17 protein-coding genes are annotated in these 17715 nt (G+C 67.6%); 10 read left to right on the plus strand and 7 right to left on the minus strand.

All coding sequences use genetic code 11. The annotated features are described in order from the left end of the window. Position 1: 1 nt before the first annotated feature. The 4 genes from ACH4YP_RS39245 to ACH4YP_RS39260 all read right to left on the minus strand — a co-directional run bounded on the left by ACH4YP_RS39245 (position 2) and on the right by ACH4YP_RS39260 (position 4898). On the minus strand, positions 2 to 1561 hold the full coding sequence (locus tag ACH4YP_RS39245) for a 5-guanidino-2-oxopentanoate decarboxylase (protein ID WP_398495831.1): 1560 nt from the start codon (positions 1559 to 1561) through the stop codon (positions 2 to 4). A 71-nt stretch (positions 1562 to 1632) separates the two neighbouring features. Continuing rightward, positions 1633 to 2106 carry an SET domain-containing protein-lysine N-methyltransferase gene (locus tag ACH4YP_RS39250; protein WP_361071575.1) on the minus strand — a complete coding sequence of 158 codons (474 nt, stop codon included), beginning with the start codon at positions 2104 to 2106 and terminating at the stop codon, positions 1633 to 1635. Then, positions 2096 to 3391: a beta-ketoacyl-ACP synthase II gene (fabF, locus tag ACH4YP_RS39255; RefSeq protein WP_398495834.1), complete on the minus strand. Its 1296-nt coding sequence runs from the start codon at positions 3389 to 3391 to the stop codon at positions 2096 to 2098. Before fabF ends, ACH4YP_RS39250 begins: the two co-directional genes overlap by 11 nt. 31 nt (positions 3392 to 3422) lie before the next feature. Beyond that, on the minus strand, positions 3423 to 4898 hold the full coding sequence (locus tag ACH4YP_RS39260; protein WP_361071581.1) for a class I adenylate-forming enzyme family protein: 1476 nt from the start codon (positions 4896 to 4898) through the stop codon (positions 3423 to 3425). A gap of 626 nt (positions 4899 to 5524) precedes the next feature. On the opposite strand from ACH4YP_RS39260, the gene fabG reads away from it, so the two are divergent. From fabG to ACH4YP_RS39300, 8 genes are all read left to right on the plus strand, one after another. Further along, complete coding sequence (gene fabG, locus ACH4YP_RS39265; RefSeq protein WP_361071603.1) at positions 5525 to 6232, plus strand: 3-oxoacyl-ACP reductase FabG; 708 nt, start codon at positions 5525 to 5527, stop codon at positions 6230 to 6232. Then, positions 6229 to 7032 (plus strand): enoyl-ACP reductase FabI, encoded by an 804-nt coding sequence (gene fabI, locus ACH4YP_RS39270; RefSeq protein WP_361071606.1) that lies wholly within the window; start codon positions 6229 to 6231, stop codon positions 7030 to 7032. The genes fabG and fabI overlap by 4 nt, the downstream gene beginning before the upstream one ends. Before the next feature lie 5 nt (positions 7033 to 7037). Next, positions 7038 to 7487 (plus strand): MaoC family dehydratase, encoded by a 450-nt coding sequence (locus tag ACH4YP_RS39275; RefSeq protein WP_361071584.1) that lies wholly within the window; start codon positions 7038 to 7040, stop codon positions 7485 to 7487. A 54-nt stretch (positions 7488 to 7541) separates the two neighbouring features. Beyond that, positions 7542 to 8795: an MFS transporter gene (locus ACH4YP_RS39280; RefSeq protein WP_398495835.1), complete on the plus strand. Its 1254-nt coding sequence runs from the start codon at positions 7542 to 7544 to the stop codon at positions 8793 to 8795. Positions 8796 to 8863: 68 nt separating this feature from the next. Next, the gene (locus ACH4YP_RS39285) at positions 8864 to 9115 is read left to right on the plus strand and encodes an acyl carrier protein (protein WP_361071591.1); all 252 of its coding nucleotides are present in this window, start codon (positions 8864 to 8866) and stop codon (positions 9113 to 9115) included. 54 nt (positions 9116 to 9169) lie between these two features. Next, positions 9170 to 10501 (plus strand): SidA/IucD/PvdA family monooxygenase, encoded by a 1332-nt coding sequence (locus ACH4YP_RS39290; RefSeq protein WP_361071594.1) that lies wholly within the window; start codon positions 9170 to 9172, stop codon positions 10499 to 10501. Between the two features lie 37 nt (positions 10502 to 10538). Further along, the gene (locus tag ACH4YP_RS39295) at positions 10539 to 12554 is read left to right on the plus strand and encodes a class I tRNA ligase family protein (protein WP_398495838.1); all 2016 of its coding nucleotides are present in this window, start codon (positions 10539 to 10541) and stop codon (positions 12552 to 12554) included. After that, complete coding sequence (locus ACH4YP_RS39300; RefSeq protein ID WP_361071600.1) at positions 12551 to 13657, plus strand: FAD-dependent oxidoreductase; 1107 nt, start codon at positions 12551 to 12553, stop codon at positions 13655 to 13657. Before ACH4YP_RS39295 ends, ACH4YP_RS39300 begins: the two co-directional genes overlap by 4 nt. Positions 13658 to 13938: 281 nt before the next feature. Here ACH4YP_RS39300 and ACH4YP_RS39305 read toward each other — a convergent pair whose 3' ends face one another. From ACH4YP_RS39305 to ACH4YP_RS39315, 3 genes are all read right to left on the minus strand, one after another. Next, the gene (locus ACH4YP_RS39305) at positions 13939 to 14625 is read right to left on the minus strand and encodes a transposase (RefSeq protein ID WP_398496015.1); all 687 of its coding nucleotides are present in this window, start codon (positions 14623 to 14625) and stop codon (positions 13939 to 13941) included. Then, positions 14567 to 14944: a hypothetical protein gene (locus ACH4YP_RS39310; protein ID WP_398496035.1), complete on the minus strand. Its 378-nt coding sequence runs from the start codon at positions 14942 to 14944 to the stop codon at positions 14567 to 14569. The genes ACH4YP_RS39305 and ACH4YP_RS39310 overlap by 59 nt, the downstream gene beginning before the upstream one ends. 423 nt (positions 14945 to 15367) lie before the next feature. Continuing rightward, the gene (locus ACH4YP_RS39315) at positions 15368 to 16171 is read right to left on the minus strand and encodes a DUF2637 domain-containing protein (RefSeq protein WP_398496017.1); all 804 of its coding nucleotides are present in this window, start codon (positions 16169 to 16171) and stop codon (positions 15368 to 15370) included. Between the two features lie 170 nt (positions 16172 to 16341). On the opposite strand from ACH4YP_RS39315, the gene ACH4YP_RS39320 reads away from it, so the two are divergent. Continuing rightward, complete coding sequence (locus ACH4YP_RS39320; RefSeq protein ID WP_398496037.1) at positions 16342 to 16632, plus strand: hypothetical protein; 291 nt, start codon at positions 16342 to 16344, stop codon at positions 16630 to 16632. Positions 16633 to 17191: 559 nt separating this feature from the next. Next, positions 17192 to 17680 (plus strand): potassium channel family protein, encoded by a 489-nt coding sequence (locus tag ACH4YP_RS39325; RefSeq protein ID WP_361051754.1) that lies wholly within the window; start codon positions 17192 to 17194, stop codon positions 17678 to 17680. The last annotated feature ends 35 nt before the right edge of the window (positions 17681 to 17715 follow it).

Raw genomic sequence — 17715 nt, forward strand, 5'->3', positions numbered from 1 at the left:
GTCAGCCGGTCGGCTCGGGGACTTCGATGACGGTGGGTCCCGGTGTGATGAGAGCTTGCGCGACGGCGGATCGCAGTTCGGCGGGGCTGGTGGCGTGTACCCCGGCGCCGCCGTAGGCCCGGCTCAGCGCCGGGAAGTCCGGGCCGTGCAGATCGACACCGACCGGAGGACAGCCTCGCTCCGTCATCTCCTGACGAATCATGCCGTAGCCCCCGTTGTTCACCACCACCACGGGCAGCGGCAGGCCGAGTTCCACCGCCGTAGCCAGTTCGTTCACCGTGAACTGGAGCCCGCCGTCGCCGGTGAGTACGGCTACCGGGCGTTCGGGTGCGGCGATGCCGGCGCCGATGGCGGCGGGCAGCGCGTACCCCAGGGTGCCGAAGCCCGTCGGATAGAGGAACTGGCTGGGCTGTTCCACGGCGAAGCCGGTCAGAGCACCGAAGTAGCAGACCTGCGCACTGTCGTTGACGAGTACGGCGTCCTCGGGGAGTGCCGCCCGTAGCGCCTCGATGAGCGGACGCCAGCGACGACCGTACGCGGTGACGGCGGACCGTGGCGTCCCCTCACGTCGCGGTCGGACTGCCCCTCGGGGGCCGATGGCCCGCCGCAGCCTGGCCAGGGTGGTTGCCGCGTCACCGGCCAGAGGATGCGCGGCGGTGGGGCGGTGGAGTTGAGACGGGTCGAGGTCCACCCGCACCAGCCGGCCGCCGAGCCGCAGCGGGCCGTCCCAGGTATCGGTCTCGGCAAGCTCCGTGCCGACGGCGAGCACGACGTCGGCACGGTGGAGGAACTCCCGCACCTCAGGGATGTGCAGCCCGGCGCCGAGCGAGAGGGGATGGCTTTCCGGGAACGCACCCTTGCCGTTGGCGGTGGTCACCGTCGGCGCTCCCAGGAGTTCGGCGAGTGCGCGCAGCTCGGCAACCGCGTTCCGGGCGCCACCGCCCACGACCAGCGTCGGCCGCTCGGCCGTCGACAGGGTCGCCGCGGCAGCTCGGACATCTGCCTCTGACGGAGCCGGAGGCAGGGCCCGCACCGCGGGTGGCACGGTGATGTCAGCGCTGCGGGCGAGCAGGTCGTAGGGCACTTCCAGATGGACCGGGCGGGGTCGGCTGATGTCGAAGCTCGTAAACACGGAGGCCAGGACGCGAAGCATCTCGGGGAGGGTCTGGACCCGCTGGCTCTGCGCGCAGACCGCGGCCAGTGCCGCCGACTGGTCCTTGACCTCGTGCAGCAGGCCGGACCCCTGCTCGTGGCCCAGAGGCATACCGGGCGAGACGATCAGCATGGGTACGGAGTCCGAGTACGCCTGGCCGGCCGCTGCGGCGACGTTGAGCAGGCCAGGACCGCTGGTGGTCACCACCACGCCGGGGCGCCCGGTGACACGGGCGTAGCCGTCTGCCGCGTATCCGGCGCCCTGCTCGTGGCGCGGGGTGACAACGCGTAGCCGGCCCGGCCCGAGATGCCGGTAGATTTCCAGGTTGTGGGTGCCGGGGATTCCAAAGACCACATCGACGCCGTGGGCACGTAGCGCGGCGACCAACAGCTCTCCGCCTGTGGGCAATTCATCCCCCGTGGTCGGTCACCCCTGTATCCCGGCACGGGTGCCGGGATACAGGGGTGGCGGTGGTCCGGTCAGTCCGTGACGGATGCCTTGACGCCGTCACGCTCCGCGATCAACTCCCGTACGTGGTCATTGAGGGCGTAGCGCTCCAGGACCGCTGCCGGCAGGTCCGATGCCCCGGTGATGGTCCCGAGGCAGGCGGCGGTGCCGCACTGGCAGGCGAAGGGGTTGCCCATGTTCCACTCGGTCGAGGGGTAGAAGAAGCTGAGTGGTTCGCCGTCGGCAATCGGCCGGATCGCCACCACGTGTCCGGCATTGGTGTCGAGGAAGGTGTTGGGAACACACGAGTGGTTCAGGAAGTGAAGGTTGTCAGGGTCGAGATGCTCGTCGCGGGAGACCTGGACGCTGTACACCGTGGGTTCCCCGGTTCTGACGTTGCCGGTCAGCGGGGAGACGATGTCTCCCACGCTCAGGGCGCGTCGGGAGTTGTACCCCTTGCCTCCGGCATGGAACGCCGTTTCCTGTACCAGGATGTCATGCCCCATTTGCTCCACTTGATCCTTCCTGCTCCCAGCGGCGGACGATGAGTACCGCGTTGTGCCCGCCGAATCCGAATGAGTTGCTCATCGCGACGTCGGTGTCCCATTTCTGGGCCACGGCCGGTACGAAGTTCAGCTGGTCGTCTTCTGGAATCTCGCAGTTGAGCGTAGGTGGTACGACACCGTTGTGAATCGTTTTCACGGACGCGATCAGTTCGACCGCACCGGTGCCCGAGATCAGGTGGCCGGTCATGGATTTGGTGGAGCTGATCGGGATCTGCAGGGCACGGTCGCCCAGCACGTCTCGCAGGGCCGCAATCTCACTCGTGTCGTTGAGTGCGGTGCTCGTGCCATGGGCGTTGACGTAGTCGACGTCGTCCGGCTGGAGACCGCCCGACTCCAGGGCGATCCGCATGGCTCGCTTGGTACCCAGCCCCTCGGGGTGAGGGGCCGTGAGGTGGTAGGCGTCGGTGGTGGCTCCGTATCCGACCAGCTCCGCGAGAATGAGGGCGCCTCGCCGTTGGGCGTGCTCGGCCTCCTCCAGGACCAGGACACCCGCCCCGGCCCCCATGACGAACCCGTCCCGGTCCTTGTCGAACGGGCGGCAGGCCCGGTCGGGTTCGTCGTTGCGACGGGACAGCGCCCGACAGGCCGCCGCAGCGGCGATGTTGAGGCGGGTGACGGGTGCCTCGGTGCCACCGGCCACCATCACGTCGGCCACGCCGAACTGGATCAGCCGCATCGCCTCGCCGATGGAGGTGGCGCCCGACGCGCAGGCGGTGGTCAAGCTGGCCGACGGCCCGCAGGCGCCGAGCCACAGCGAGATCTCCCCGGCCGAACTCTCGGAGCTGCTGGTGGCGAAGAAGAACGGGCTCACGGCGCGAGCGCCCCGTTCATGGAGCTTGATGGTGGTGTCGTAGTTCATCGTGGCGGGGCCGGCCGAGGAACCGACGTAGACGCCAACCCGCGGCGCCAACTCCTCGTCGACTTCCAGTTTCGCCTGTTGGACCGCTTGCATCGCCGCCGCCACCGCGTACTGCGTGCTGACGTCGATCCGACGGGACACCTTGTGCGGCATGTACACGCCGGGGTCGAATTCCTTGACCTCTGCACCTATGCGCACCGGTAGATCGGAGGCGTCGAAACCTTCGATGTCCGAGATTCCGCTGCGTCCGTCGACGAGCGACGCCCAGAACTCGTCCACCGTGAGCCCGACCGGAGTAATTGCTCCGTAGCCGGTGATGACTACCCTTCGTCGGTCCTGCGGTTCTGATCTCACCTGGAATCCCATCGGTAAGAACCCTTTCCGTGAAGCACGTTGGTCATATGGGAAGGGCGTCTGCGGCTTCTTCTTTCTCGTCGACGGCGGAGTCCGCCAGCCTCTGGATTCGGCGCGCGTCAGTCTTTCCGTTGTGATTGAGCGGGAATCTTTCGACCACAACAACTCTGTTCGGCTGCTCGTAAATCGGAAGGAGTTCGCAGATGCGCTCGCGCCAGTACTGCGAAGCACGCCCCTCGGGGTCCTCCACCAGGAATACGAGCCGAGTTCCAAGACGTTCGTCGGGCAGCGGGATGACCTTCAGCGGGGCGCCGCACTCGGCTGCCTTGCGCTCGATGATGTCGGGATAGAGGGTGTATCCCATGCGGTGCACCGCGGACTTACGCCCCAGCACGAAGAGATTTCCGTCGCTGTCCATCGAGCCGAGGTCCCCGGGGTTGTACCACTCCGGCATCTCGGGGACGACCTCCCCGCCGGGGCTCAGATATCCGCTGAAGGAGTCGGGTGTACGGATGCGTAGTTCGCCGATCGCGCCCGGCGGCAGCGGTGTGGCATCGTCATCGGTGATCTGCACCTCGATGCCGTGGAACACCTGGCCGACACCGACCGGGTTCCCGGGCGTCGCGGCGGCGATGTTGCCCATCTCGGTGCTGCCGTAGCCGTCGAGCAGTGGCAGTCCGAACGCCTTGGCGAACCGCTCGGCCGCCGAGCGGTCCAGTGGAGCACCGCCCGTGCAGTACATCCGCACCCCGCTCAGGTCCACAGCCAGCTCCGGCCGGCGTTCGACCAGGTTGAGCAGGCTTCTGTGGGTCGCCGGCGTGGCGTCGATGATGGTGACCCCGGCCTGTCCTGCCATCCGCACCGCACGGTCCAGCCGCCGGTACGGGGCGACCACCAGCGAGGCGTCGGCCACCCAGGCGATCAGGAGAAGGGACAGCCCGTACTGGTGGGAGAAGGGGAGCAGCGGTAGCAGCACGTCATCCGTGCGGTAGTTCATGAACTCGATGGTTCGTCGCAGGTTCCGCAGCACCGATTGTCCGGACTTGACTATGCCCTTCGGTTCTCCGGTCGAGCCCGAAGACCAGGTGATCAGCGCGTCCGGCAGCCGTGACCAGGTGTCGAAATGGATCCGTTCGTCCGTGGGCTGCCGTTCTGCCGCTGCGGCAAGCAGTTCATATACGAAAAACTGCCGCGCCCCAGGGACCGGAGGCGCCTCGTCGTCGACCACCGCAAGTCGGCCCCCGGCCTGGGCGGCGGCCCGGCCGCTCTCCTCCGCCCGTTGATGCTGATCGAGCAGGGCGACGGACGCCCCGATGTGCATCAGCCCGAGGAGGACCGCAACGAATCCGGCGGAGTTGCCGGCTTTGAGAATGACCCGGTCTCCGGCGGACACCCCGCGCTCTCTCAACACATCGGCAACACGCAATGCCGTGCATTGCAACTCGGACCGCGTCTGCACGGAGTCCATGGATAAAAGCTTTGCTGGCATGTGCTTATTACTGTCCCTTCCCGTGTGCATGTCGAGTAGGAGCTGGCACGGCCGGGAACGGAAGGATGAGTCCGGAGGCAGCTCTCTGGCCTACCCGAAGCCCATAAGCAAGTCGGACAATTGGCGTGAAATTGCACACTGCGGAGCGAGTTTCTCCACTCGCTCCGACAGAGCGACATGCCCTTGCCTTCGATGAATCCCCGTTGGGCAGCTTGAGCACCCCGTGACGAGGGCTCGAATGGCTGCTCTGGGTGAAACCCTACAAAGTTCAACCCGACTGCGTCAACGCAATTCCCGCTGTGTAGATCTGGAGTGATCCCATCCGGATTTCTGGAGTGATCCCATCCGGATTTCCGGCCGGATGATCATTTTTGCAGTTGCTTGACACACTCTCAGTCCTGTGCTTGGCTCCATGAATTGCATTGCCGACGAGATGAACACGGTCACTGCGCTGGCCGAATCAGTCTCGTCGCAACGGGGAATTCACGGGGTTGAGCGTACCAGGCCGTCTTATGCGAATCCTGGTCCGCAGCGGGGGATTTGCGGCACCACTCGCGACGTGTCTGTCGCCGTCTGCTGGAAAATCAATTGTCTCGGCACGATGCGGAACAGGTGCATCCAAATCGAGCCGATATCACACGGGGGTAGTGTCTTTCATGACGGGACGCACAACTCTGGTCAGCGGAGGGAATCGGGGAATCGGTCTCTCGACCGTGCGGGCGCTGTCCGAAGCCGGCGAGCAGGTGGTGGCCACGTACCGGAAGGATCCCCCACCTGACGGGTTCCACGCGGTGCGGTGCGACATCACCGATCCCGAACAGGTCGAGCGGACATTCAAGCGAGTCGAGGAGGAGTTCGGCCCGGTCGAGGTGCTGGTCGCCAACGCGGGGATCACCCGGGACGGCCTGCTGGTCACCATGTCCGACGACGATCTCAGCGCTGTTGTGGAAACCAACCTGCTGGGAACGGCGCGACTGGTCCGCCGGGCGCTGCGGGGCATGATCCGGCGTCGCCATGGGCGCGTCGTACTGATTTCCTCCGTCTCCGGTCTGTCCGGTTCCGCCGGACAGACCAACTACGCCGCCGCCAAGGCCGGCTTGATCGGCCTGGGACGCTCGCTGGCCCGCGAAGTGGGCGGCCGGGACATCACTGTGAACATCGTGGCGCCGGGCTGGATCGACACGGCCATGACCGCGGCCCTCCCTGAAAAGACGCGGCAGGAAGCCGCCAGTCAGGTCCCTATGCGCCGCTTCGGCTTACCGGACGAGGTGGCGGCTGCCGTCCGCTTCCTGGCCAGCCGCGAGGCCGGCTACATCACCGGGGCAGTCGTCCCGGTGGACGGCGGAATCGGAATGGGGCACTGATGGGGCTGCTGACCGGAAAAACGCTGCTGATCACCGGGGTCATCACCGAGTCCTCGATCGCCTTCCAGGTCGCCCGCGCGGCCCAGGAGCAGGGGGCGCAGGTCGTCCTCACCGGGTTCGGCCGACTGTCCTTGGTCGAACGCATCGCCAAACGGCTGCCGGTGCCGGCTCCGGTGACAGAACTCGACGTCACCGACCAGGAGCAGCTGTGCACCCTCTCCGACCGGGTCGGCGAGCACACCGACAGGGTGGACGGGGTGCTGCACTCGGTCGCTTACGCCCCGCCCGGGGCACTGGACGGCAAGTTCCTGGACACCACCTGGGAGGAGGCAGCCACCGCCTTTCATGTCTCCGCCTACTCCCTACAGGCGCTCACCACCTCGCTCCTACCGATGATGGACCGCGGCGGCTCGGTGGTGGGCCTTGACTTCGACGCGAGCCACACCTGGTCGGGCTACGACTGGATGGGCGTGGCCAAGGCGGGCCTGGAATCGTGCGCCCGCTACCTCGCGTCGCATCTCGGGCAGCGGGGGATCAGGGTGAATCTCGTCGCGGCCGGACCGCTGAGCACCCTGGCGGCGCGCAACATCTCCGCGGGGGACGGCTCCGGCACCTTCGACGGCGGCTGGTCCGAGCGGGCGCCGCTGGGGTGGGATTCCCGGAACTTCCAACCGGTGGCCAGTGCCTGTGTGGCTCTGTTCTCCGACCTGTTCCCGGCCACCACCGGAGAGATCATCCACGTCGACGGCGGAGCCCACGCAGTCGGTGACCGCCCCGCACACATTCCGGCCGTCCGGTGACGCCCTTGTGCCCGACGCTGGACCAGCTCGCCGAACACATCGGCCCGCTGGGGTACAGCGGCTGGCGTCACATCAGCCAGCACCAGGTGGATCTCTTTGCCGAGGCCACCGACGACTACCAGTGGATTCATGTCGATCCGGTCCGGGCCGCCGAGGGCCCGTTCGGGGCCACCATCGCGCACGGCTTCCTGACTCTGTCGCTGCTGTCCGCGCTCACCTCGGAGGTGCTGCAGGTCAGCGGTGTCGTACAGGCCGTCAACCACCGGGTCGAGCGCGTACGGTTCCGAGCCCCCGTACCGGTGGGTGCCAAGCTCCGTGCCTCGGTGAACCTGCTCTCGGTGCGGCCTCGGCCACGCGGCTTCACGGAGGCCGTCGTCGCGGTCGCCATTGAGTTGGAGGACCAGCGCATCGCGTGCACCGCCGAGCAGACCACCCTCTATCTGGACGGGGCGTAGCCGGCGGTGGGCAACTGGGCGGCGGCCGGGCCGGGAAACACGGCCAGGACCGGAGTGTCATCGTTGGTACTCCTCGAAGTGGCAGCCACGGCCTCCACCTGTGCCAACGGGCTGGTGGCCCTTGCCCTGCCCTGGCTGGTCCTGGAGCGGACCGGTAGCCCCGCCGACGCCGGCCTGGTCTCCGCGACGGTCACGTTGCCGCTGCTGGCGGGTGCTCTTTTCGCGGGGACCATCGTCGACCTCTTCGGACGCCGTCGTACGGCTGTCGGCTCCGACCTGCTGTCCGCGATTTCCGTGGCGGCCATACCACTGGCCGATGCGACCCTCGGATTCACGTTGTGGTGGCTTGCCGCACTGGCGGTCCTGGGTTCGGTTTTCGACCTGTCGGGGGTCACCGCCCGCAAGACCATGCTCCCGACCGCCGCCGCCCGAGCCGGGTGGCGGCTGGAGAAGGCGAATGGCGTCCACGAGTCGGCCAAGGGCTTCGCGTTGATGGCCGGCCCCGGACTGGGCGGCTTGCTGATCGGTGTCGGAGGAGCGGTGGCGCCGCTGTGGGCCGCCGCGGTTCTCTCCCTGCTTGCCGCCCTCATCCAGGCCGGGCTGCGCCTGCCGTCGCCCCAGCCGGACGGTGAACTGGTCGAAGGCTCATCCTGGCGTGCCGTCAGGCGCGGCGCGGCGGAGGGCCTGACGACGGTGTGGAACGACAGGCTCCTGCGCGTGGTGGGTCTGCTGGGCAGCGTGCTCTTCATGATCTACCTGCCGATCTCGGGGATCGTCCTGCCCGCCTACTTCCACGAGCAGGGCACCCCCCAGCGCCTCGGCCTGCTCACCGTCGCCATGACCGTCGGCGGTATCGTCGGCGCACTGGTCTACGGATTCCAGGGACATCGGCTGCCGAAGCGGGCCCTGTTCACCGCCGCGATGCTGACCGCTTCAGCAGGACTCTTCGCCATGTCCTGGTTTCCGCCCTATCCCCTGCTGCTGTTCGCCGCTGTGGTCGTCGGCGTCGCCTACGGGCCCATCAGCCCTCTGATGAACCTGGCCACGCAGCTGCGCTCCACGGAACGGACCAGAGGCCGAGTCATGGGGATCATGACCTCGTGCGGATACGTGGCGGGCCCCATCGGGTTCTTGGTCGGCGGGCCGTTGGTCGAACGCCTTGGCCCCGGGCCGTCTTTCGTACTGCTCGCCTCGGTGCTCTGTGTGCTGGTCACGGGTGCGTCATTGCTCCCCGGTCTTCGTGAGTTCGACGGCCTGTCCGACGCACCGCCGCAAGTCGAACGCTCCGGTCACGCCGTTGAAGGCTGAGCACGCCCTGTGGCGCACGTCCCCATCAAACCAAAGCATGTCCAGAAATAGGTTGAAAGGTAAATGAAATGGCTCTTCAGTACGACGAGGTTCTTGCCGCCATCGCCGAGATCGTGAACGAGATAGCCGGCATCCCGACCTCGGACGTCGCCCCCGCCAAGTCCTTCACCGACGAGCTCGACGTGGACTCCCTGTCCATGGTCGAGGTCATCGTCGCCGCGGAGGAGCGCTTCGGGGTCACGATCCCGGACGACGATGCCAGGAACCTCAAGACGGTCGGCGACGCGGTGGAGTTCATTGTGCTGGCCGGTGACGCCTGACCGTGCGGGATTCCGTCTCCCTCCAACCGTCGACCGAAAGAGAGGTCCGCACAAATGGGGTCCGACAACGCCCACCTCGGCCAGGCGCACTACCGGTGCGTCGGGGTCGGGGCGGGGCCCGCGAACCTGAGTCTGGCATCGCTCCTGCACAGCCACCCCGAGATGACCAACCTCTTCTTTGACCGGAAGGCCGCCTTCAGCTGGCACGACAGCCAGCAGATACCCGGTACGACACTCCAGGTGTCCATGTTCAAGGACCTGGTCAGTCTCGCCGACCCGACGAACGCCTTCTCCTTCCTGTCGTACCTTCACCAGCAGGGCCGCGTGTACCACTTCCTCAACGCGCAGTTCTCCGAGGTACCGCGCCAGGAGTTCCGCAACTACCTGGACTGGGCCAGCAGACGCAACGAGAACGTCGTCTTCGGCGAGCAGGTGCAGGAGATCGACTTCGACAGCCGCGGGGACGGCCGCTACGTCGTGCGTACCGACCAGCGCCGGGCGACCGCCGACAACGTGGTGGTCGGGGTCGGCACGCGGCCGTGGGTCCCGCCGCAAGCGCGGGCGAAACTGGGGCAGGACCACTTTCACGTCAGCGAGTTCCTGGAGAAGGCCGGCGATCTGAGCGGCAAAAGGGTCGCCGTGATCGGTGGCGGCCAGTCAGGTGCGGAGGCGTTCCTCGACCTGATCTCGCGTCCCGCCGGTGGGCAACCGGGTTGGATCTCCTGGTTCTCCCGGCGGCGCAATTATCTGCCACTCGACGACTCGCCGTTCACCAACGATTTCTATATGCCGTGCCACTCGGACCACCACTACAACCTGCCGTCCGAGGCCCGGTCCGCCTTCAACGTCGAGCAGCTCCTCAGCAGCGACGGCGTGTCCGAGGCGACGCTCCGTCAGATCTATCAGCAGCTCTACCTCATGTCCTTCGTGACCGGGGCACCCGGCCTGGCCAGGCTCTACCCCAACCGCGAGGTCACCGACGTGACCGGTGGCGGCACCGAACCGTGGCACCTCACGGTCCGGCACAAAGAGGAGCCGGGCGCCGTCGAGCACGAAGGGGCGGACGTCGTCATCTGGGCGACCGGCTTCCGCCCCGCCCCGATGGACTTCCTCGCCCCCATCGCCGACCGTCTGGAGCGCGAGGGCGACGAGCTGCGCGTCGACCAGGACTACGCGGTGCACTGGGACGGTCCGCTGAACCGCAGGATCTTCGTGCAGAACGCCGTACGCGAGCAGCGTGGCCTGGCCGACCCCAACCTCAGCCTCAACGCTTGGCGGAGCCGGCGCATCGTCGACCGACTGCGCGGGGTCCGGACGGAAGAGCAGCTTCCATCCTTCGTCGCGTGGTCGTCGAAGGCGTCCGCCGAGCAGTCCCGGACCGCGTGAACAGGACGGAGACGACCATGAAGAAGAGGTACCGGACGTGATCATCAGTGTCTACGAGGGGAACGCCCAGTACGAAGCGTTCGGCATCGGGCTGACCGGCGTCGAAGGGCTGGGCGTGGGTGCCGACTGGGGCAGGGTCGTCCCGGGCGGCAAGTCTCTCTCCCACCGGCACGACGAGACCGAGATGTTCGTGATCGTTCAGGGACATGGCGAGCTGGTCGTCGACGGAGTGCGTCACCCGGCCGTGCCCGGCACGCTCGCGCTGTTCGAGCCCTTCGAGTCCCACGTACTGGAGAACACCGGGGACACCGACCTGGTCTTCCTGACCCAGTACTGGAGGGACGCGGACCGGGCGCTGGTCTCGGCCCGGTCGACGGACCGCTTGAGCTTCAGCGGCCGTCCGGTCTTCGTGTGTTCGCCGCCGCCGACGCCCAACGGTGATTTGCACCTTGGACACCTGTCGGGTCCGTATCTCGGGGCTGACGCCTATGTGCGCTTCCAGCGCATGAACGGTGCCGAAGCCTGGCACGTCACCGGCAGCGACGACTTCCAGAGCTATGTGCAGGCCGCCGCGCGCGGCGAAAGCCGGGACCCGGCCTCGACGGCGGCCCATTACAGCGCCGAGATCGCCGCCACCCTCGCCTTGATGGACATCCGGGTGGACCAGTACACGGTGCCCCACCAGGACGAGTCGTACCGCATCGGTCTGCGGGAGTTCTTTTCCCGTCTGGTCGACACCGGTGTGGTGGCTCCGCGGGAGAGTGAGGCACTTTTCGACTCCGAGACCGGCGAGTACCTTTACGAGGTCGATGTCACCGGGTGCTGCCCGTCGTGCGCCAGCGCGACCGGCGGCAACATGTGCGAGCAGTGCGGTGAGCCGAACACCGTCGTCGATCTGGCCGAGGCCGTCTCCACGCGGTCGACTGCCGAGCCGCGTCGCGGGCCGATCACCCGGTTCTCCCTGCCGCTGCACGAGTTCCACGAGACCGTGATCGATCACCACCGTCTCGGCCGTGTGCCGGCCCGCCTGCGCGAACTCGCCGCCCGGGTCTTCGACCGTCCGGCCCTGGACCTGCCCGTCAGCCATCCCTCCTCGTGGGGCGTGGCGCCCGCCGAGGGGCACAAGGACACCGATGGCCAGGTGATCTGGGCCTGGCCGGAGCTGTCCTACGGATTCCTGTACGGCATCCAGGCCCTCGGCAGTCGGCTCGGCAGGAACTGGCGCGCGTCCGCGCCGGATCAGGATTGGAAGATCGTCCATTTCCTGGGCTACGACAACAGCTTCTACCACTCGGTGCTCTCCCCTGTGCTCTACAAGTTGGCCTTCCCCGAGTGGGGCCCCGACATCGACTACCACGTCAACGAGTTCTATCTGCTGGAGGGCAGCAAGTTCTCCACCAGCCGTCGCCACGCCATCTGGGGCAAGGAGATCCTCGGCCCGGACAGCGTCGACGCGGTCCGCTACTTCCTGTCGAGCACCCGGCCGGAAGGGCTCCAGACCAACTTCGCGAGCGTGGAGTACGACACGGTGGTGCGTGACACGCTCATCGGGACGTGGCAGGAGTGGCTCAACGACCTCGGCGAACGTCTTGGCAAGGGCTACGACGGCGTGACCCCGGATGCCGGGAACTGGACACCGGAGCATTCGGCCTTCCTGGGCTCTCTGGGAGGCCGGCTGGCCGCGGTGACCGCCGGCCTGAGCCCGGACGGTTTCTCCCTGCGACGGGCTGCGGCCGAGCTGAACGGCATCGTGGAGGACACCGTCAGGTTCTCCCGCCAGGAGAGGCCGCTGGCCGCCACCCAGTGGTCCAACGACAACCGGACCGTCATCGTTCTGGAACTCGCCGCGGCCCGCCTGCTGGCATACGGAGCGGCGCCCCTCATGCCTCGCTTTTCGGCTCGGCTTGGGAAGGCATTGGGCCTGGGTATTCCCTCGCACTGGCCCAAGACGGTCGAACTGCTGCCTCCCGGCACCCAGGTCGACCTTGCCGGCGAGGTGTTCTTCACACCCTCGACGCAGGGACCCGGCCCGTCCTCCCCGCTCCGGTCGTGAGCCCGGTCTCCGTCGACGTCGTGGTGGTCGGCGCGGGGCTGGCGGGGGCGGCCACCGCCTGGCAGCTGGCCGGGCGCGGGCTGGTGGTCGCGGTGGTGGAGGCGTACCGGACCGGGCACCAGCGAGGCAGCTCGCACGGCAGCTCACGGATTTTCCGGCGGTCCTACGCGGACCCGTTCTACGTCGGTCTGACGGGCCGGGCCGCGGAGTACTGGCGGGAGCTGGAGACCGATTCCGGTACAGTCCTGCGGCGCCGGACCGGTGGCCTGGACATGGGTGCCGGGAGCGCACCGGAGAAGCTGGCCGGGGTCCTGGCGGGGGCCGGGGTGCCGCACGAGCTGCTGACGGCAGGGGAGGCGGGTCGGCGCTGGCACGGCCTGTGTTTCGAGGGGCCGGTTCTGTATCACCCGGAGGCCGGGGTGGTGGACCCCGCCGCCACCGTGGCGGCCTGTCTCCGCCGTGCCGCGGAACTGGGGGCAAGGGTGCTCACCGAGACCCGGGTCACCCAGGCCGCGTACCCGGCGTCGGGCGGTGTCCGGCTCCTCACGGATACCGGCGCTGAACTGTCCGCCGGGCGGGTGGTGGTCGCCGCGGGGGCGTGGTTGCCGGAGCTGGCCGGGGTCTTCGACATCCCTGTGCCTCCGCTGGCGGTGACCCAGCAGCAGATTTTCCATTTCCGCCAACATAAGCCTGACGCCGACTGGCCGATCTTCTTACACAAAGGCGAGATCCAGCTGTTCGGCCTGCCTTCCGGCTCCGACGCTGGCCCGACGCCCGCGGTCAAAGTCGCGGAACTCGGCAACGGCACCCCGACTGCCCCCGACACCCGCTCCGGGGTGCCCAACCCGGTCTCGCGCGCCACCGTCACCGAGTTCGTCAGGAAATGGCTGCCCGGACTGCGTGCCGAGCCGGTGGCGGAGGGCACCTGCCTCTACACCTCCACCCCCGATGAGGACTTCGTCCTGGACCGCCACGGCCCTGTGGTGGTGGTCTCGCCCTGTTCCGGCCACGGCGCCAAGTTCGCACCACTGATCGGAGCGATGGCCGCCGACCTGGCCCTGGGCCGGACCAGCCCGCACCCCCGCTTCTCTACGCACCGCTAAGCTTGACTCTGTCGGGGATCTTGGTTGCGCCGTGAGGCGCTGTTGGTTCGAGTGGAGGTGAGAGACCTTCGCCAACGTCCTGTCGCAGCAGGGTTGTTGAAGCTGAGGGCAGTCTGATCCGGGTGGTGCCGGAAAGGGCGGGAAGCGGCCCTGACAAAGCCGGGACGTGCCAGTACTGCCAGATGGTGACGGCGGCCGTGGCAAAGTCCAGGTGTGCGGCCTGGCCGAGTCCAGGCTGATGGCCACCGGAATTGGCTCTTCCAAGATTCTCGTGCAGCCGATCATGTGGCTGTCGCGGTCGTGACCCTGTGTGGTTGTCGGCCGGCGGCGACGAGCAGGACGCTCTTTCTCAGCAGGGGAAGCCCGGCGCGTCCTCCCATCTGCCGCTTGATTGCCTTGATGTCCGTCACGCGGCCCTCAACTACCCCAGAGCTCCAGGACGTACTCAGTCCTCGGATGACAGCCTCCAGATCGTTGCGCAGATTGCGGGCGAAGCAGCCGAGCGATGCAAGCTCGCTGGCCTGCACGGATTCGATCCAGTCCGGCAGGCGCCGGCCTTCGAGCTGGGTGAGCATTTTCGCGAAATCCTCGATGCGGACGGCGGCCTCGGCCATTTCGGGGCAGCAGCCCAGCACCCGTTTGCGGGCGAGTACTTGCTCGGCGTCGAGGGTGTCGGGGTGGCGGGTGAGCAAGTTGGTGGCTTGCCGGACGGTCGGGGTGGCGGGGACCAGCGGCGCTGTGCGGCCGGCGGATCGGAGGGGTTGCAGGTGACGACGGACGGTCCGGGCACTGCCCAGGTAGCCTCGCTCGCGGAGTTCCGCGTGGAGCTGCTTGGCTTCGGTGCAGCCCTCGTTCCAGCGTTTGTGCAGGTAGGAGAGATACGGGCGGATCGCCGTGTCACGATGCCCGTCACCGACGGGGATGTCTTCGACGCAGGCAGCCGCGCGCGTACTTCTGGACCGTCTTATGGTCCAGCTGTAGCTCCTTGACGATGGTGTAGATGCCCACGCCCTTGTCGTAGAGCGCGTGGACCGCGGCATGACGTTCCCGCCGCTGCATCTCACGGCGCCCTACCGGCGCGGCCTCCACCGCTTCGGGATCTGCCTCGGGGACCGAAACGTCAGGCTCGAGTACGGCGTTGAGCAGGCAGGATCGGTGCGCGGAGATGTCCTTCTCGACGGCTTCGCAGAGGTTCTTCCACAAGTGAAAGCGGTCTGCGACCTGCAGGGCTTCGGGTGCAGCGGTGCGGGCCGCGGGTTGGCATAGGCCGTCGCCCTGTCCCGGCAAATGATCTCCGGGTCGGAGCCATCCTCGGCCCCGGCCCCCTGCTCCGGCGCCCCCTGACGCCGGGCTGTCTCCGCCACCCCCGGGGCGGAGACCCCCGAAGACCGACCCTGAGTCGGACTCGGGGTACTACTGGCTCCGCCAGGAGCAGCCCGTCCGAACGCCTGCCGCAAACGCCCCATCAACGTAAGGGACTTCGCCGGCGGCGGCTCATCGGGAGTGTGGTCGGGGCGGTACGGGGCGTGCGTCACGGGCGGTTCTCCAGAAGGGGGCGAGGCAGGGGCGTCGGCAGGCAAGGGCGGGCTGAGTGCTGGTGGTCAGCGCGCCGTCCACGGGTGTGGATGAGCGGCCAACGAGCGGAGCGGCGGCCGGCCGACTGGCCGGGGTGATCGGAAGGGGTTCCGGTCACCCCTGCAGGGATTCCGGTCAGCCGCTGTCGGGACCGGTCTCGGCGGCGGCTTCTATGTCGGGCCGGAGGATCTCCATGACCTCGGTCTGCCGTTCACTGCCGATCGTCAAGTTCCTGTCCTTAACGGCCTTCCGGAGAAGGGAGCGGCTGAGTGTGCCGTGCTCAGCGAGGGAGATCCGGCCGATCTCCACGAGCTCCGCGAGCGTGGCCTTTGGTGGACGGCCACCGCGTGGCTTGCTCTCCGAAACCATGGGCTGCGGTTCCGGCGGCTGGACGGATCCGGCGACCGGAAGTTCAGTGAGCTGGACCGCATCGGCCGGTAGCTCGGCGTGCTTGTCGGTCGACGTGCCCGGACGTATCGGCGTCTGGACGGGTGCGGGGTCCGAGTGGTCGGTGGGTCGGTCGACGAGCTGGTGGATCTGCCGCATCAGGACGCCGAAGGCCAGCAGAGCGGCGGTCGGGGGAACCGCGGCGACCACATAGTCGAGCACAGGCACGGTGCCTGCGTTACCCGTGCCGTTGACCCCGGCCACGTTGAGCGCGATGGAGCCGAACGATCCGGTGGCGGTGAGGGCGATGGCCCATCCGTCGGTGACGCGGCGCAGGCCCGCGCGGAGCATGAGGAGTTCGCCCGCGACGATGAAGGCGTCCAGGGTTGCGGGCCAGGCCCACTGGCGGACCGGGGGGCTCTTGAGGCCGTGCTGTCCGGCGACCTCGGCGAGGTGCGCGTAGGAGAGCCAGAACCCGCCGGCGGTGAGTGCCACGATGACGGTTCCCGCCGCGACGAGCGCGTACCGCTCTGCGGTCTGTTTGGTCGTCATCGGCGGTTCACCCAGGAGAACGGTGAGCTGCTCCACCCCGCCAACGTCACACGGCGGTTCGTCGAGTTGTACGAGGAGATCGGTCTCCCGCCGGTCCGGCTTCACGACCTTCGCCACGGTGCCGGACCCTCGCCCACGCGGCCGGGGCCGATCTGAAGGACATCCAGGAGATGCTCGGCCACTCCTCGATCACGATCACGGCCGACACGTACACGAGCCTGCTCCCCGAGGCGGACCTGGCGATCGCCGAGGCCGCAGCCCGGCTCGTACCGCGCGCCCGCGCCACCTCCGAAAACACCGCCCCCGAAGCGGCGGCCGAGCTCGACGGCGCGGAGGATCCCGGCCCGGAGTATGTGCCGGATGATGCTGATCCATTGGGCGATATTTGGGAGATCAACTCTCCGTCCGCTCACGCACCGCTCACGCAAACGGCCCCGGACGAGGAGTCCGAGGCCGAGTAGAGCGCCTCCCTGGGAGGTAAACCCCAGGTCAGCGGCGCAATGCGTTGTGCCCCCGGCAGGATTCGAACCTGCGACACCCGCTTTAGGAGTTTTCCCTGGGCGGGGCTGTGACCTGCGGAAACGTGAACCGCAGAGCGGTCGGCCTGGGAAAACACCCCTCCGTAGTTCTCGCGTGTTCGCGGGGTTTCCCGTCCTCATGTGTGCTGAATCCGTTCCGGGGAGGCGTCCGTCTGGCGGGGAGTCAGCTGCTTGCGTCGCTGCACAGCAGGCGCAGATCCACTCGGAGCTGTGTCTATGCCCGCGCCGTGAAACTTCCCCCCGAATGGGTTGCAGGAGGCGCGTTGGGCAGCGTCCGGAGCGTTTCCGAAGTCTTCAGCCGTGACAGTGAAAGCGGCTCTGCGGACGCGAAGCCCGAGCCCGCCCAGTTGGGCCCGAAACCTGCATGAGCACGACCTACATGCGCCCCGGGTGACGTTATGAAAAGACCCCGGCAGGCCGAGCGCTTCCGCGTATCGCGCCGCCGTCGACTGTTGCTCTCGGGGCCCGATCCTCGGTGGCCGTGGTCCTGTCGGTGGTGGTCTATTACCTGGTGCCGCTGGACCAGGGGCTCGACATCGGTACAGCGATCGCGCTGGCCGTAAGTCTCGTGCTTTTCGCCGGTGTGGTCGCCTGGCAGGTCCGGACCGTCACGCGATCCGACTATCCCCGGCTACGAGCCATCGAGACCCTGGCCACCGCCGGGCCGATCTTCCTGATCATCTTCTCGGCAGCGTATGTGATCCTTTCCCAGAACCAAGCAGACTCCTTCTCGGAGACGTTCGGGCGCACCGATGCCTTGTACTTCACCGTCACCGTGTTCGCCACGGTCGGCTTCGGGGACATCACCCCGGTCACCAGGACGGCACGGGTTCTGACCATGGTGCAGATGCTGGCCGACGTGGTCCTGGTGGGAATGGTCGCGCGGATCCTTCTCGGCGCTGTCCGGATCGCAGAAGATGCCCGGTCGGCGGGCTCCGGCGAGCCACTGGGCCCGGAAGAATCCGGTTGATCAAGGGTGACGAGTCGGAGTTACCCGCATGGGCG

Origin of the sequence: Streptomyces sp. NPDC020747, from assembly GCF_044334695.1 — a bacterium.
GTDB lineage: Bacteria > Actinomycetota > Actinomycetes > Streptomycetales > Streptomycetaceae > Streptomyces.